At 57.9% G+C, this 14,911-nt stretch carries 14 protein-coding genes; 8 read left to right on the top strand and 6 right to left on the bottom strand.

What is annotated here, in order from left to right:
• Positions 1 to 74: 74 nt before the first annotated feature.
• Both ACQZ5Y_RS23645 and nspC read right to left on the bottom strand, forming a co-directional pair.
• Positions 75 to 1,313 (bottom strand): saccharopine dehydrogenase family protein, encoded by a 1,239-nt coding sequence (locus tag ACQZ5Y_RS23645; protein WP_013762136.1) that lies wholly within the window; start codon positions 1,311 to 1,313, stop codon positions 75 to 77.
• Between the two features lie 59 nt (positions 1,314 to 1,372).
• Positions 1,373 to 2,470 carry a carboxynorspermidine decarboxylase gene (gene nspC, locus ACQZ5Y_RS23640; RefSeq protein WP_013762135.1) on the bottom strand — a complete coding sequence of 366 codons (1,098 nt, stop codon included), beginning with the start codon at positions 2,468 to 2,470 and terminating at the stop codon, positions 1,373 to 1,375.
• Here nspC and ACQZ5Y_RS23635 point away from each other — a divergent pair.
• The 4 genes from ACQZ5Y_RS23635 to galE all read left to right on the top strand — a co-directional run bounded on the left by ACQZ5Y_RS23635 (position 2,469) and on the right by galE (position 4,742).
• Complete coding sequence (locus ACQZ5Y_RS23635; RefSeq protein ID WP_004432079.1) at positions 2,469 to 2,702, top strand: hypothetical protein; 234 nt, start codon at positions 2,469 to 2,471, stop codon at positions 2,700 to 2,702. The genes nspC and ACQZ5Y_RS23635 overlap by 2 nt on opposite strands.
• A gap of 67 nt (positions 2,703 to 2,769) precedes the next feature.
• Complete coding sequence (locus tag ACQZ5Y_RS23630) at positions 2,770 to 3,114, top strand: DUF883 family protein (RefSeq protein WP_004432077.1); 345 nt, start codon at positions 2,770 to 2,772, stop codon at positions 3,112 to 3,114.
• 9 nt (positions 3,115 to 3,123) lie between these two features.
• Positions 3,124 to 3,561: a hypothetical protein gene (locus tag ACQZ5Y_RS23625; RefSeq protein WP_174060232.1), complete on the top strand. Its 438-nt coding sequence runs from the start codon at positions 3,124 to 3,126 to the stop codon at positions 3,559 to 3,561.
• A gap of 197 nt (positions 3,562 to 3,758) precedes the next feature.
• Positions 3,759 to 4,742 carry a UDP-glucose 4-epimerase GalE gene (galE, locus tag ACQZ5Y_RS23620; protein ID WP_174060231.1) on the top strand — a complete coding sequence of 328 codons (984 nt, stop codon included), beginning with the start codon at positions 3,759 to 3,761 and terminating at the stop codon, positions 4,740 to 4,742.
• Positions 4,743 to 4,842: 100 nt separating this feature from the next.
• Here galE and ACQZ5Y_RS23615 read toward each other — a convergent pair whose 3' ends face one another.
• Positions 4,843 to 5,418 carry a PRC-barrel domain-containing protein gene (locus tag ACQZ5Y_RS23615; protein ID WP_004432071.1) on the bottom strand — a complete coding sequence of 192 codons (576 nt, stop codon included), beginning with the start codon at positions 5,416 to 5,418 and terminating at the stop codon, positions 4,843 to 4,845.
• A gap of 238 nt (positions 5,419 to 5,656) precedes the next feature.
• Between ACQZ5Y_RS23615 and ACQZ5Y_RS23610 the strand changes: the two genes are divergently transcribed.
• Entirely contained in the window at positions 5,657 to 7,381 is a 1,725-nt protein-coding gene (locus ACQZ5Y_RS23610) for a sensor histidine kinase (RefSeq protein ID WP_174060230.1), read from the top strand.
• Positions 7,382 to 7,681: 300 nt separating this feature from the next.
• Here ACQZ5Y_RS23610 and ACQZ5Y_RS23605 read toward each other — a convergent pair whose 3' ends face one another.
• Together ACQZ5Y_RS23605 and ACQZ5Y_RS23600 are read right to left on the bottom strand one after the other, a co-directional pair.
• Entirely contained in the window at positions 7,682 to 8,671 is a 990-nt protein-coding gene (locus tag ACQZ5Y_RS23605) for a sensor histidine kinase (RefSeq protein ID WP_035252645.1), read from the bottom strand.
• A 95-nt stretch (positions 8,672 to 8,766) separates the two neighbouring features.
• On the bottom strand, positions 8,767 to 9,561 hold the full coding sequence (locus ACQZ5Y_RS23600) for a response regulator (RefSeq protein ID WP_004432063.1): 795 nt from the start codon (positions 9,559 to 9,561) through the stop codon (positions 8,767 to 8,769).
• 137 nt (positions 9,562 to 9,698) lie between these two features.
• Here ACQZ5Y_RS23600 and ACQZ5Y_RS23595 point away from each other — a divergent pair, with 137 nt between their 5' ends.
• Both ACQZ5Y_RS23595 and ACQZ5Y_RS23590 read left to right on the top strand, forming a co-directional pair.
• Positions 9,699 to 9,905, top strand: a complete 207-nt coding sequence (locus tag ACQZ5Y_RS23595; RefSeq protein WP_004432062.1) for a NepR family anti-sigma factor — start codon at positions 9,699 to 9,701, stop codon at positions 9,903 to 9,905.
• Positions 9,905 to 10,471 (top strand): RNA polymerase sigma factor, encoded by a 567-nt coding sequence (locus ACQZ5Y_RS23590; RefSeq protein WP_004432061.1) that lies wholly within the window; start codon positions 9,905 to 9,907, stop codon positions 10,469 to 10,471. Before ACQZ5Y_RS23595 ends, ACQZ5Y_RS23590 begins: the two co-directional genes overlap by 1 nt.
• 66 nt (positions 10,472 to 10,537) lie before the next feature.
• Here the strand turns inward: ACQZ5Y_RS23590 and ACQZ5Y_RS23585 are convergent, their stop codons facing one another.
• Positions 10,538 to 11,008 carry an Lrp/AsnC ligand binding domain-containing protein gene (locus ACQZ5Y_RS23585; protein WP_004432060.1) on the bottom strand — a complete coding sequence of 157 codons (471 nt, stop codon included), beginning with the start codon at positions 11,006 to 11,008 and terminating at the stop codon, positions 10,538 to 10,540.
• A gap of 175 nt (positions 11,009 to 11,183) precedes the next feature.
• On the opposite strand from ACQZ5Y_RS23585, the gene putA reads away from it, so the two are divergent.
• Entirely contained in the window at positions 11,184 to 14,870 is a 3,687-nt protein-coding gene (gene putA, locus ACQZ5Y_RS23580; protein WP_111799417.1) for a trifunctional transcriptional regulator/proline dehydrogenase/L-glutamate gamma-semialdehyde dehydrogenase, read from the top strand.
• The last annotated feature ends 41 nt before the right edge of the window (positions 14,871 to 14,911 follow it).

Here is a 14,911-nt window from a genome sequence, read left to right as displayed (position 1 = left end):
TGATGCCAAGTAACTGGCAAACTTCATCACAAAAAAAGCCCCGCTTTTGCGGGGCTTTTTATTGTCTTGATGGATCAGAACGTCAGGGCGCGGTCGCCGTTTTCGTCCTTGATACGGCTTGGAAGGCCAATCTTGTTCAGAAGGTTCAGGAAAGGCTGCGGTGGCAGTTCTTCCACATTGGCCATCTGCTTCACATCCCACTCGCCGGTGGCAATCAGCATGGCGGCGGCGACCGGAGGAACGCCGGCGGTGTAGGAAATGCCCTGCGATCCAACTTCCTCGTAGGCTTCCTTGTGGTCGGCCACGTTGTAGATGAAGACTTCGCGTTCCTTGCCATCCTTGATGCCCTTGACGACATCGCCGATGCAGGTCTTGCCGACATAGTCGGGTGCAAGCGAAGACGGATCCGGCAATACGGCCTTGACCACCTTCAACGGCACGACTTCCAGACCTTCGGCAGTCTTGACCGGCTTTTCGGAGAGAAGACCGAGGTTCTTCAGCACGGTAAAGACGTTGATGTAGTGATCGCCGAAGCCCATCCAGAAGCGCACATCGGCGCCATCCATGTTTTTGGATAGCGAATGCACTTCGTCATGGCCGGTCATATAGGCCTTCTGCTTGCCGACAACCGGCAGATCGAATTCCTGGCCGACCTCGAACATCTGGTTCGTCTGCCACTGGCCATTCTGCCAGGAATAGACGACACCGGTGAATTCGCGGAAGTTGATTTCCGGATCGAAGTTGGTGGAGAACCAGCGGCCATGGCTGCCGGCATTGATATCGACGATATCGACCGAAGTGACCTTGTCGAAATATTCATCCTTGGCAAGGCGGGCATAGGCATTGACCACGCCGGGATCGAAACCGACGCCGAGCAGTGCCGTTACGCCCTTTTCCTTGCATTCGGCAGCGCGCTTCCACTCGTAGTTTCCGTACCACGGCGGCGCCTCGCAAATCTTGGTGGGATCCTCGTGGATCGCCGTATCCATATAAGCAACACCCGTGTCCATGCAGGCACGAAGAACGGACATGTTGACGAAAGCCGAACCGACGTTGATGACGATCTCTACGCCGGTTTTCGTAATCAAGGCTTTCGTCGCCTCGATATCCATCGCGTCAAGCGCATGGGCCTCAAGTTTCACATCTGTCTTGAGGCTCTTCTTTTCGCGTACGGACTCGACAATCTTGCGGCACTTTTCCAAAGTCCGTGACGCAATATGAATGTCTCCCAATACATCGCTGTTCTGGGCGCATTTATGCGCCACGACCTGTGCTACGCCACCGGCGCCGATGATCAGAACGTTCTTCTTCATTTCAGGTGATGCCTCCTTTTCCCCGCAGGGATCAGCTTCGTTTCATGTTAAAACAGGGTTTAAGACAGGCTTTGCTCGAAATCGGCAAAGTCGAATTCGCGAACGGCACGCACGCTGCCGTCGAGTTCCTTGATGGCAATCGCCGGCATCTTCACGCCATTGAACCAGTTCTTCTTGACCATGGTGTAGCCGGCCGCATCCTCAAAGGAGATACGATCACCGACCTTCAGCTCCTTGTCGAACCGGAAGTCGCCGAAAATATCGCCGGCAAGGCAGGATTTACCGCAGACCATGTAGGGATGTTCGCCCTCGTTCGGCAAAACCTTGGCGGTTTCGCGGTAGATCAGGAGGTCAAGCATATGCGCTTCGATGGAGCTGTCGACGATGGCGAGGTTCTTGCCATTGAACAGCGTGTCGAGAACCGTCACTTCAAGCGTCGTGCTCTTGGTGATCGACGCTTCGCCGGGCTCAAGATAGACCTGAACGCCGTATTTTTCCGAAAAGGCCGCCAGGCGATCGCAGAACTGGTCGAGCGGATAGTTGTCGCCGGTAAAATGGATGCCGCCGCCGAGGCTGACCCATTCCGCACGCGACAGGAGCGATCCGAATTTCTCTTCGATCTGCGTCAACATGCGGTCGAACAACGAAAAATCGCCGTTTTCGCAATTGTTGTGGATCATGAAGCCAGAAATCCGGTCCATGACCTTGTCGACCTTGGCGACATCCCATTCGCCGAGACGGCTGAAGGGACGTGCGGGATCGGCAAGATCGAAGCTCGAAGAGCTGACCTGCGGATTGAGGCGCAGACCCCGGGTGATACCGGAGGCCTTTTCTGCAAAGCGCTCAAGCTGGCTGATGGAATTGAAGATGATCTTGTCCGCGTTCGAAATCACCTCGTCGATTTCGTAGTCGGCATAAGCGACGGAATAGGCGTGGGTTTCGCCACTGAATTTCTCGCGGCCCAGACGTACTTCATAAAGCGACGACGAGGTGGTGCCGTCCATATATTGCGACATGAAATCGAAAACGGACCATGTTGCAAAGCACTTCAGCGCCAGAAGCGCCTTGGCGCCGGATTTTTCCCGCACATAGGCAATCTTCTCCATGTTGCGAAGAAGTTTTGTCTTGTCGATGAGGTAATAGGGCGTCTGAAGCATGGCGTTTCACATATTGATTGAAGTCAAGGTCCGTCTGGATGATGGGCCTTATATGATGCTTGTTACAGGAAAACAAATGTCCGGCACCGAATTCCCGGAAAATTGCCCCCGCCGCAAAATCCGCGGGAGAAAACTCGCCAAGCCGCGGAACCAAGCGGGCATCGGCGCGTTTGAATGGCGGACAATCGGGTTTACGGCTGCCGCAACGAAAGTTCGTAAGCGTCGGCATTGATCCGCGGCGGCAGTCTTTTTGACCTGACGCCATTTCCATCAACGATGTTCCAGGAAGGACTTCACCCATGGCAAGCGTGCGTAGCAGCGTCAACGACAAGATCCAGCAATCCCTCGAAAACGGCGATGCAGCCGATGTGGCAGCACAGCTTGCCCAACTTCGCGAAGATCTGGCAAATCTTGCCAAGAGCGTTAAGGCGCTGGGCGTTGGAGCCTCGCATGAACTGAAGGCGCAGGCCGCCCGCGTGGCCGACGACGCACTGACCGCTTCCGGCGAGATGGCCGACAGCGTTCGCAACGAAATTTCCTCGCTGAACGACAATCTGACGGATCAGGTCCAGAAGAACCCGCTGCAGTCCCTCGGCATCGCCGTTGGTGTCGGTTTCGTGCTCGCCCTCCTCACACGTCGATAAGGCCGCATCATGCTTGAGGCATTGCTGGTCTATCTGGGAGACACCCAGCGTGAAGGACGCGTCGTGACGCGGCGCCTGCGCGCCACGATAATCCTTTGGGTGCTGACCGGGATATTCTTCCTGATCGCCTTCGTAGCGGCTGTCGTGGCGGGGTCCATCTATCTGGCCTGGCATGTCGGCGCAGGGCCGGCCGCGATTGTCGTAGCCGGTACGGCGTTTCTGCTTGGTGTCATCATGTTGGTGGCGCTTGCGATCGTCAAACGTCCGCGAGCCTATGCCGCAAGACGACCCGTCGCATCCTTGACGGCGGCTCCCTTGACCGCAGCACCTCTGGCGCTGCAATCGCTGCTGACGCTGGCGATCCAGGCGCGCCCCTACGCGACGCTCGCCGTTGCAATGGCTGCCGGCTTTCTGGCAACCAGAGCCAACACCAGGAAAAAGAAATAGGCACGCCTTCGGGCGCGTTTAAGGCTCTTCGTCAAACTCTCATTTGCTGCTGCGCATCCAGACCATGGATGCGCAGTTTTTTTTATGTTACCCGCGATGGATAGACTGGTTGATGGTGCTCAGTGCCACGCCGCCCTTATTTGAACAAAGTGAAATACAGTCTCCCGCACGTCCCGTTTTTTTCTGAAAGGCGATTGATGAAGAAGAAAGTCCTTGTCGTCGGCGGTGCCGGCTATATCGGTTCGCATACCTGCCTTCTCCTGTCTGAGCGGGGATATGAACCGGTCGTTTTCGACAATCTGTCCAATGGACATGAGGAATTCGTCCGCTGGGGACCCTTCGAGCAGGGCGACATTCGCGACCGCGCACGCCTGGACGAGGTTTTCGCCAAGCACCAGCCGGAGGCCGTACTCCACTTTGCGGCGCTGATTGAAGTCGGCGAATCGGTAAAGCAACCTGTGGCCTTCTACGACAACAACGTCATCGGTTCGCTCAACCTGCTGTCTGCCGCCATCGATGCCGGGGTCACGGCATTTGTTTTCTCCTCCACCTGCGCCACCTACGGTTTGCCGGAACAGGTGCCGATTGACGAGACGCACCGCCAGGCGCCGATTAACCCTTACGGCCGCACCAAATGGGTAGTCGAGCAGGCGCTGAAGGATTACAGCACCTATAAGGGGCTGCGCTCAGTGATACTGCGCTATTTCAACGCCGCAGGTGCAGATTTCGAAGGCCGCATCGGCGAATGGCACAAGCCGGAAACCCACGCAATCCCGCTCGCCATCGAGGCGGCACTCGGTCGGCGTCAAGGCTTCAAGGTGTTCGGCACGGATTATGACACCCGCGACGGCACCTGCGTGCGTGACTACATCCATATTCTCGATCTTGCCGACGCCCATGTGCGGGCAGTGGACTATCTGCTGGCGGGCGGTGAAACGGTTGAACTCAACCTTGGCACCGGCACCGGCACGACAGTGAAGGAGTTGCTGACGGCGATTTCGGACGTATCCGGCCGCCCCTTCCCGGTAGAATATACCGACCGCCGCGATGGCGATTCCACCACCCTTGTCGCCAATAACGACAAGGCAAAGGCGGTGTTGGGCTGGGAGCCGCGTTATTCCCTGTCTGATATCATCAAATCCGCCTGGGCTTGGCATTCCTCGCGCAACGCCGGGGACTGAGCGAACGCAATTTAAAACAAAAAGACACCGGCCAATGGCCGGTGTCTCTCGCGGGACGCCTGTTGAGGTCGATCCCGCTCCTGCCTCCCAGGTAAGGGGATCAGGGCTTGGTGGCGGACGTGGTGGTGCTGTCCGGAGCTGCCGGCGTTGCCGCACTCTTTTCGCTGGCCTGCTGTTCCAGCGTCTTGAATTCCGGAGCAGCCTTCAGCGTTTCCGCCGTTTCAGTCGTCGTCAGGCGAATTGTGCCGTCCTGCGTGTTGCGGGTCATCGTTACCTTGTCCATAGGCACCGCGACATCCTTGGCACCGATACCGAGGAAACCGCCGACACCAATCACGGCTGCGACGAGACCGCCGTCTTTTTCCATGATGAGGTTGGTGACGTTACCGATGCTCTCATCGGCTGCGGTATAAACCGACTTGCCGATGTAATCATTGGCGCTGATCTGCGTTTCGCCCTGCTGGGTGATGTAGGCACCGCCTGTCGTCGCGGCCGCGCTATCATTGGCCAGAGGAGCCGCCGGCGCCATCGGGGTGGCGGGAGGCGTTGCCGGTTCGGTCTGAGCACTCGGATTTGCCGGTGCTGGCTGGGTTGTACCCTGGGCGATGGCAAGCGGCGCGAAAGCCGTCGTGCCCATCAGGGCGGCGGTGACGAGTATCGTAAGTTTCTTTGCCATTTTCGTACCTTCCTTTCATCGTTTTCGACTGGCCGGGCGGTGACGAATTTCGCTTTCCACTCCATGACCGGTTCGCTTTGCAAACGGGCTGACCATTGAAATGGTTCCGATTTTTTCAGTCGCATAGACGCGATTGCGACATTTTGCGGCTCCGGAACGAAAAAATCAGGCATTGCTAAAGGAGGATGGCGCGGTATTATCCGTGACGTAACAATGCCGTAACTGCCGGAGTTTTTGCATGCCTCAACCCGGCAAAAAACTGAAAAACACGTTCTCGGCTTTACGTCGACGCAGTGCGAATTTTTTTCCGACGGCCTCCATCGGCACCTATCTGGTGGTGATGGCAACCGTCATCACCCTGCCGCTTATCCTTTTCGGCGGCTACTTGATGCTGCGCCTTGAAAGCGAAAAGCGCGACGACCTGCAACGGGAGACGATCGAGGATGTCAGGGTCGTCAGCCGCAACATCGATCGGCGCCTGCAGGAAATCGCCACCTCCCTCAATCTGCTGTCGCAATTCCCGGAACTCGAGAATGGCAATCTCGCCGCTTTTCAGGGACGTGTTGCCGAAAGCCTGAAACGGGAGGGCCTGTACGCCATTCTGGCTACCAAGGAAGGCGAACAGTATCTCAATACCCGGGTGTCATTTGGCCAGCCTCTCAGCAAGGTGCCGGCCGAGGCCAATCTGGCCAAGGCAATCGAATCCCGTCGGATCACCGTTTCGGACATGTTTTTCGGCGCGACGAGCAAGGAGTGGGTGTTCAACGTTACCTTGCCGCTCGACCCCAATCTGGGGTCCGCCGGAGATGCCCTGATCCTGACGCAGAATACAAGTGACCTGAGCCGGCTCATTCCCACGGAAAACCTGCCGCGCAACTGGGCGGTCGCCATTATCGACGGTAACAATCGTGTTGTCGTTTCCAGTGCGCAGAATGGGGTGGAAGTGGGCAAGCCATTTGCCAGCCCCGCCATTCTTTCAGAAATGCAGGCCTTCAGCGGCAATTTCTTCGACGACAAGGGCAACCTCTATGCCTATGCCCAATTGCCGGGCTGGCAATGGCGAACCGTGATGTGGGGGCCACTTGCCGCAAGTCAGGCAGCATTGGTCGACACGTGGCGGCAAATGATGATCGGCAGCACGATGCTGGTGCTCATCGCCATCGGCGGCGCCTATCTGGTCGGCCGGCAATTGCGCAGTTCCATTCGCGATCTCACGCTCATGGCTGAACGCATCGGTGAAGGCGAGATCGTGGCGCCCGTCGATACCAAGATCAAGGAAGCCAACCAGGTCGCCGTCGCGCTCTCCAATGCTTCCTTCGACAGAAGCCAGTCGGAAGAACGGCTGCAACTTCTGCTGCACGAACTGGTTCACCGCTCCAAGAATATTCTGACGCTGGTTCAGGCGATGATCCGGCAATTGGGGCGGGAAAACAAAAGCATCCCGGAATTCCAGAAAGAGGTGGACCACCGCCTGCGCGGTCTTGGAATGTCGATCCGGGCATTGGCGGAGGTTCAATGGCAGGGCTTGCCGATCCGTAAGCTGATCGAGACCCACCTCGACGTTTTCGGCACCGTTTCGGAACGCTTCGAGCTGTCTGGGGACGATTTCATGCTTTCTCCGGAAGCGGCGCAAAATTTCGGGCTCGTGGTGCATGAGCTGACGACAAATTCCATCAAATATGGCGCCCTGTCGGTTGCGCTCGGAAAAATCACGGTGAGCTGGAAGCCGCTCGAAAAAGATGGACGTCAGATGATTTATATCGTCTGGACCGAAACGGGCGGGCCGCCGGCGAAGGAACCAAGCCGCAAGGGCTTTGGTACCACGGTAATCAAAAGGCATGCGGAAGGCGCATTCGGCGGACAGGTGGTGACGGAGTATCGCGAAACCGGGTTCGAATGGTCGCTTGAAGCGCCGATGCGCTATTTTATACCCAAGCGACCCGATCAGGCAGGCCCGATTTGAAAAATGGCGTGCTGGATCCCCGTACCTGCAGACGAAAAGCAGCTAATTTCGCCCTCCGCAAAAAAAATACGTTTTAGTGGAACCGAATTAGGGCGGATGCATTTTTACTGCAGGCCAAGCAATTCCCCCGTCCCCGCCTGAAGCTTGGCTGACAATAAACAGGTTTCACCCCTGAAAACCTGTCATAATAAAAAAGCACGGCTCTTTCATGGGCCGTGCTTTTTTATTGCGTTCTCGCAAAAATGGCCGAAGTACTGCCTATGAGGCAGGTCTCCAGCCGAGGGCCATTATTTCGAAATTTCAAATGTCGGTGACGTCCCCGGAAGGAAATTTCAGCCGGTAGACGATCCGCTCCGGCGTGAGGTGATATTCGGCACTCCCGCCCAGTGCGGATGGAACGACCTTTTCCAGCACGACGCTGCCGAAACTGCCGCGCCTCGCCTGCGCCGGCTCTTTCGATGGCATGATCGGCTCTATCCACTCAACGATACAAAAATCGCCTTCCTGTCGGCATTGCAGCGAGATTGGCGGATGATAGGCGAGATTGCCGCTGTGGCTGACCGTATTGACGACCAGCTCATGGAAAGCCAGACCGATATAAAGCGCTCCATTCGGATTGAGCAGCAGGTTTTCACCTTCCATGTGGATGAGATTAGGATATTCCGGCACATAGAGATCGAATTGCTGGCGAAGAAGCTCGAATATGCGAGCACCTCTCCAGTCGGAATCCGTGATGAGATCCTGACTTTGGGCAAGAGCGTGTAACCGGCCCCGAAACTTGCGCAGAAAATCATCCTTGGTGAGGCTGAAACGGGCCGTCTGGCCCGCAAGGCTCTGGATGATCGCCAGGAGGTTCTTGGAACGGTGGCTGACCTCGCGCAGCAGCGAGCGCAAAAGCTGCTCGCGCCGCCGTTCCGCCGTCACCTCGCGAATGGTGGTTTTCATCACCGCCTGCTTCGCCTGGTTGAAGGTGGAATGGATCTGGAACTGGAAAACCCGGTCATTGCCGGCATTAACTTCCAGCATGCCCCGACTGCCCACCACATTCATATCTTTTTTAAGTTCGGCAAGCCGCTCTGAAAGATCGGTGCCAAACACATTTTCATCCGTGGGATGGCTATCGGTCGGCAGACGCCACACATCCGGCAGATTGGCCACGAATATATACTCGCGGTTCCAGTCTTGTAACATGACTGTCTCGCCCGAATCGAGCAAAGCGAGGACGAGCGAATCGTGTAGCTCGCTCTCGTTCCTCTCCGCGTTATGCCATGCCAGCCGATGCAAATTCATCTCCCTGCAAAAAGCCGTGAGATCACCTCACGACCGTAACCGCGAACGTCCGGGTACCGTAGTTGTTCCCGGACAGTCTACGGTTTCGGCAAATTTCACGCCGCGACGCGAGAGCTTTCGTTGAAAAACAGCGCCTGGCTGATAAGCGCTTTCACCATGTCCGGGTTGAACGGCTTCGTAACGAGGAATGTCGGCTCGGGCCGCTCACCCGTCAAAAGACGCTCAGGGAAGGCTGTAATGAAGATCACCGGCAGAGACGTCATCTGAAGGATCTCCTTCATGGCATCAAGCCCGGAGCTACCGTCTGCAAGCTGGATGTCGGCAAGGATCATCTTCGGCTGCGTGCGGTTGAAGAGATCGATCGCCTCCGCATGCGTGCGGGCAATACCCGTAACGCGATGGCCGAGATCGGTGACCATCTGCTCGATATCCATGGCGATCAGAGGTTCGTCCTCGATAATCATGATATCGGTGGCAACCTGACGGGCGATTTCAGAGGCCGCCTCATCGATCAGCTGGCCGATCTGGGCTTCAGTTACCCTCAGAACCTCTGCTGCTTCCGAAGCTGTGAACTCTTCGACCGTGGTCAGAAGGAAAGCCTGGCGGGCGAGCGCTGGTACCGCAGAGAGGTTGGCGGAAGCGCGCTTTTCCCAACCTGACAGGTTTTCATCGGCCTTTATATTGATCGTGACGGAACTAAAAATCGATACGAACAATTGATAAAGCGAAACCCGATCGTTGCTTGTCGGCGGGAAGATGCTGATATCGGCGATCAGAGCTTCAAGTGTTGCTGCAACATAGGCATCGCCAGTGGATTGAGAGCCGCAAACGGCACGCGCGAACCTGCGCAGATATGGCAGGTGCGGTGCGATGCGTGTAGAAACTGACATGGAATTCTCCCCTTTCATGCGGTCTGCAACGCAAACCCACGATAGCAACGTGCGCATCATAAAAAAAGTTCCGGATCGCCGGAACTATTTTTTTCATCGCGCATTCTTGCCACGACACAAAAGGAATACCGGACGTTATGAACATATTTCAATCGGACCAAGATTCTCCGGACAATCCGGCCAACCCTCAGGTCCCGCACTCTGGACGTGCGGTGATTTCCCGCAAGCTCAGGGAACTCTACGATGCTGTTCAGGAAGAAGGCATCCCTGACAAATTCCTCGATCTTCTCGAGAAACTCGATGAAGCCGAAAACAGAGCCAAAGACAAGGCTTCGGGGGAATGATGGCGAAAGAGCCGGAGCAGACAGAATACAATTTCAAACGGGAAATGCTGGCGGCACTGCCAAACCTGCGCGCATTCGCGATCTCACTCATCCGTTCGAGGGATCGCGCTGACGACCTCGTGCAGGATACGATCATGAAGGCCTGGGCGAAACAGGAGAGTTTCCAGCCCGGAACCAACATGCGCGCATGGCTGGTGACGATCCTGCGTAACGAATTCTACAGCCAGATTCGCAAGTCCGGCCGCGAAGTACAGGATACCGACGGGGTTTACACCTCGCGCCTGTCGGTGCCGCCAGAACAGCATGGTTCGGTCGATCTTCAGGATTTTCGTACGGCACTTGCAAAATTGCCCGACGATCAGCGCGAAGCGATATTGCTGATTGGCGCCTCCGGCTTTGCTTACGAAGAAGCAGCCGAGATTTGCGGTTGCCCGGTTGGCACGATCAAGAGCCGTGTCAGCCGCGCGCGATTGCGCCTGCAGGAACTTCTCGGCATCGAAAACGAAAACGAGTTCGGTCCTGACGCGCAGATGAGCGCCGTTACCGCCGCAGCCACCGCGCGCTGAGCTGGCAGAATTCGCAAAGCATTAGACGGGTAGGCTCGTGCCTGCCCGTTTTTCTTCGCCGCTTTGTCAGATACCGGTCTCCTTGACCGACTGCATCACGACGAATGTCGAAGTGTTGGAAACCGATGGAAGGCTGGAGATTTTTTCGCCGAGCACCCTTCGGTATTTGCGGATATCGCTGGTGCGCACCTTCAGTAGATAATCGAAGGCGCCGGCGATCATGTGGCATTCCTCCACCTCCTTGATCTTGCGCACCGCCGTGTTGAATTCCTCAAGTGCCTTTTCGCGTGTGTCGGAAAGCTTGACCTCGGCGAAGGCGATATGGTCGACGCCCAGTTTCTGCGGATTGAGCACCGCACGGAAGCCCAGAATATAACCTTCATCCACCAACCGCTTGAGCCGTGTCTGGCACGGCGTCTTGGAGAGGCCGACCCTTTTCGACAGTTGCAGCACCGACATGCGCCCGTCTTCGCTGAGGGCCTCGAGAATCTTGAGATCGAAGTGGTCCAGATCGTCTGTTTTATGACTATTTGCCATGTGATTTAACGCCAATTTTGAATAATAAAAGTTCATATGGCCTGTTCTATCCTCAAAATAGGACCATAGCAATTTTTACGGCAATGATATTGTACGCAGCAGAATGACAAGCGGCGAGCGGAGGACATGCTGCCGCTGACAGTCTGTCTTCAACAGCTTTTTCAGGATTTTCAGAATGGCCGATGGTGCAAGCAAAGCCGATGTAAACCCGCAGCAGACGGTGAACGGTATTTTCCAGAATTTTGCACCGCCCGTGCGCGAGCAGAGCCCGTTGCGCAAAGCAATTACCGCCGCTTACCGCCGCCCAGAGGAAGAGTGCCTGGCGCCTCTGATCGATGCTGCGACCGTCACGCCCGAGCAGGCCGCAGCCATTCGCACCACGGCAACCAAGCTGATCGAGGCGTTGCGCGCCAAGACGAAAGGCACCGGCGTCGAGGGGCTGGTGCAGGAATATTCGCTGTCCAGCCATGAGGGCGTGGCCCTGATGTGCCTTGCCGAAGCACTGCTGCGCATTCCCGACACCGCCACCCGCGACGCGCTGATCCGCGACAAGATTGCCCGCGGCGACTGGAAGTCCCACATTGGCGGCGGGCGCTCGCTGTTCGTCAACGCCGCAACCTGGGGTCTCGTCATCACCGGCAAGCTGACCTCGACGGTCAATGACAGCGGCCTTTCGGCGGCGCTGACCAAGCTGATCGCCAGGGCTGGCGAACCCGTCATTCGCCGCGGCGTCGATATGGCGATGCGCATGATGGGCGAGCAATTCGTGACCGGCGAAACGATTGGGGAAGCGATCAAGCGCTCGAAACCGCTGGAGGAACAGGGTTTCCAATATTCCTACGACATGCTCGGCGAAGCGGCGACCACCGCCAAGGATGCAGAGCGTTATTACAAGGACTACGAAAACGCGATCCACGCCATCGGCAAGGCCTCCGCCGGGCGTGGCATCTATGGTGGCCCCGGAATTTCCATCAAGCTTTCGGCCCTGCATCCGCGTTATGCCCGTGCGCAGGCAGAGCGGGTAATGGCGGAGCTTCTGCCGCGTGTGAAATCCCTGATGCTGCTCAGCAAGAAATACGATATCGGCCTCAACATTGACGCCGAGGAAGCTGACCGGCTGGAACTGTCGCTCGATCTTCTGGAGGAACTGGCGCTCGACAAGGATCTTGCCGGTTGGAACGGCCTAGGCTTCGTTGTGCAGGCCTATGGCCGCCGCTGCCCCTTTGTTCTCGACTACATCATCGATCTCGCCCGACGTGCCGGTCGCCGCATCATGGTGCGTCTTGTCAAGGGCGCCTACTGGGATGCGGAGATCAAGCGCGCACAGGTGGACGGGCTGGAAGACTTCCCCGTCTTCACCCGCAAAGTGCACACGGATGTCTCCTATATCGCCTGCGCCCGCAAGCTGCTTGCCGCGCGTGACGTCGTGTTCCCGCAATTTGCGACCCACAACGCCCAGTCCATGGCGACCATCTACCATCTCGCCGGTCCGGACTTCAAACTCGGCGATTATGAGTTCCAGTGCCTGCACGGCATGGGCGAACCGCTTTACAGCGAAGTCGTCGGCAAGAAGAAGCTCGATCGTCCCTGCCGCTTTTATGCGCCTGTTGGCACCCACGAGACGCTGCTTGCCTATCTCGTCCGCCGTCTGCTGGAAAACGGCGCGAACTCCTCCTTCGTCAACCGCATAGCGGATCCCGCCGTGCCGGTGGCTTCCCTGCTGGAAGATCCGGTCACCGTGGTCAAGGCTTACCCCGTTCCCGGCGCACGGCACGACCGCATTGCTGCACCCGCTGGTCTCTTCGGCCCCGAACGGGCAAATTCCGCCGGCCTCGATCTTTCGAATGAAACGGCACTTGCCGCGCTGGACAACGTCCTTAAGGCAGGTGCGACGACGGAATGGAAAGCCGCAGCACCGCACGCAGGCGGAAAGACACGCCCGGTCCTCAATCCCGGCGACCACAATGATGTCGTCGGTTATGTAACCGAACCCACAGAGGCCGATGTCGAGGCGGCAATGCAACGGGCCGCAGCCTCCAACTGGTCTTCCACGCCGGTCGAGGAGCGCGCCGCCTGCCTGGAGCGCGCTGCCGACCGGATGCAGGCCGAAATGCCGGCCCTGCTTGGCCTCATCATGCGCGAGGCCGGAAAATCCATGCCGAACGCCATTGCCGAGGTGCGCGAGGCGATTGACTTCCTGCGTTATTACGCAGCGGAAGCCCGGAAGACCTTCAAGGCCAACGAGACACCGCTCGGCCCGGTCGTCTGCATCAGCCCGTGGAACTTCCCGCTTGCCATCTTCATCGGCCAGGTAACGGCAGCACTGGTTGCCGGTAATCCGGTACTGGCAAAGCCCGCCGAAGAAACCCCGTTGATCGCCGCGCAGGGTGTGCGCCTGCTGCATGAGGCAGGCGTTCCGCAGGACGCCGTGCAACTTCTGCCAGGTGACGGCAAGACCGGTGCGGCACTTGTCGGCTCAGCGCTCACGGCGGGTGTGATGTTCACCGGATCCACGGAAGTGGCGCGGCTCATCCAGGGTCAACTCGCAGGCCGGGTTCTCGCAAACGGCCAGCCCGTTCCCCTGATTGCCGAGACCGGCGGCCAGAACGCCATGATCGTCGATTCCTCAGCGCTTGCCGAGCAGGTCGTCGCCGACGTCATCGCCTCTGCCTTCGACAGTGCCGGCCAGCGTTGCTCGGCGCTTCGCATTCTCTGCCTGCAGGAAGATGTGGCCGACCGCACCCTGACGATGCTGAAAGGCGCGCTGCACGAACTGCGCATCGGGCGCACCGATAGCCTTTCCGTCGATGTCGGCCCCGTGATCACCGCTGAAGCTAAAGGCATCATCGAAAAACACGTCGACCACATGCGGGCACTCGGCCACCGGATCGAGCAGATTTCGCTTGCCGGCGAAACCGGCAAGGGCACCTTCGTGCCACCGACAATCATCGAGATGAAATCGCTCGCCGATCTGAAGAAAGAGGTCTTCGGGCCGGTGCTGCACGTCATCCGGTTCAAGCGCGACAATCTCGACCGGCTGATCGACGAGATCAACGCCACCGGCTATGGCCTGACCTTCGGCCTGCATACGCGTCTTGACGATACCATCCAGCATGTCCTGTCGCGCGTCGCGGCCGGTAATCTCTATGTGAACCGCAACATCATCGGCGCCGTGGTCGGCGTCCAGCCCTTTGGCGGGCGTGGCCTCTCCGGCACCGGCCCCAAGGCGGGCGGCCCGCTCTATCTCGGCCGCGTCACACAAACCGCGCCGAAGATCGACCGCGTTGCCAGCCAGCAGGACCAGGCGGCTATCGATCTCGCCCGCTGGCTGGATGAAAACGGCCAGAGCGTTGCAGCCGAAGCCGCAAGACAGGCCGCAGCCCTCTCCGGCCTCGGTTTCGAAACCGAACTGGCAGGCCCAGTCGGCGAACGCAACGTCTATGCGCTGCATCCGCGCGGCAAGGTGCTGCTTATTCCGGCCACCGAGCAAGGGCTCTATCGCCAGCTTGCGGCAGCGCTTGCCACCGGCAACTCGGTCGTTATCGATAATGCGTCGGGGCTGGAAAAGTCGATCTACGGATTGCCGGCAACCGTCACCTCGCGCATCACCTGGGCTGACAGCTGGGAAAAATCCGCCCCCTTCGCCGGCGCGCTGATCGAGGGCGATGCGGAACGTGTCGTTGCGATCAACAAGAAAATCGCCGCCCTGCCCGGTCCTCTGGTTCTGGTTCAGGCCGCCACGACGGAAGCGCTTGACCGTGAAACCCAGCCCTACAATCTCGACTGGCTGGTGGAAGAAGTCTCCGTCAGCGTCAACACAACGGCTGCCGGCGGCAATGCCAGCCTGATGAGCATCGGCTGATTATCTGGTTCCGGCAGGGTCTCGACCCTGCCGGTCCATCA

It is taken from the genome of Agrobacterium sp. A3-95, from assembly GCF_053521785.1.
Note: the sequence above shows the minus strand (reverse complement) of the source record. Positions and strands in the feature narration are given on the sequence as shown.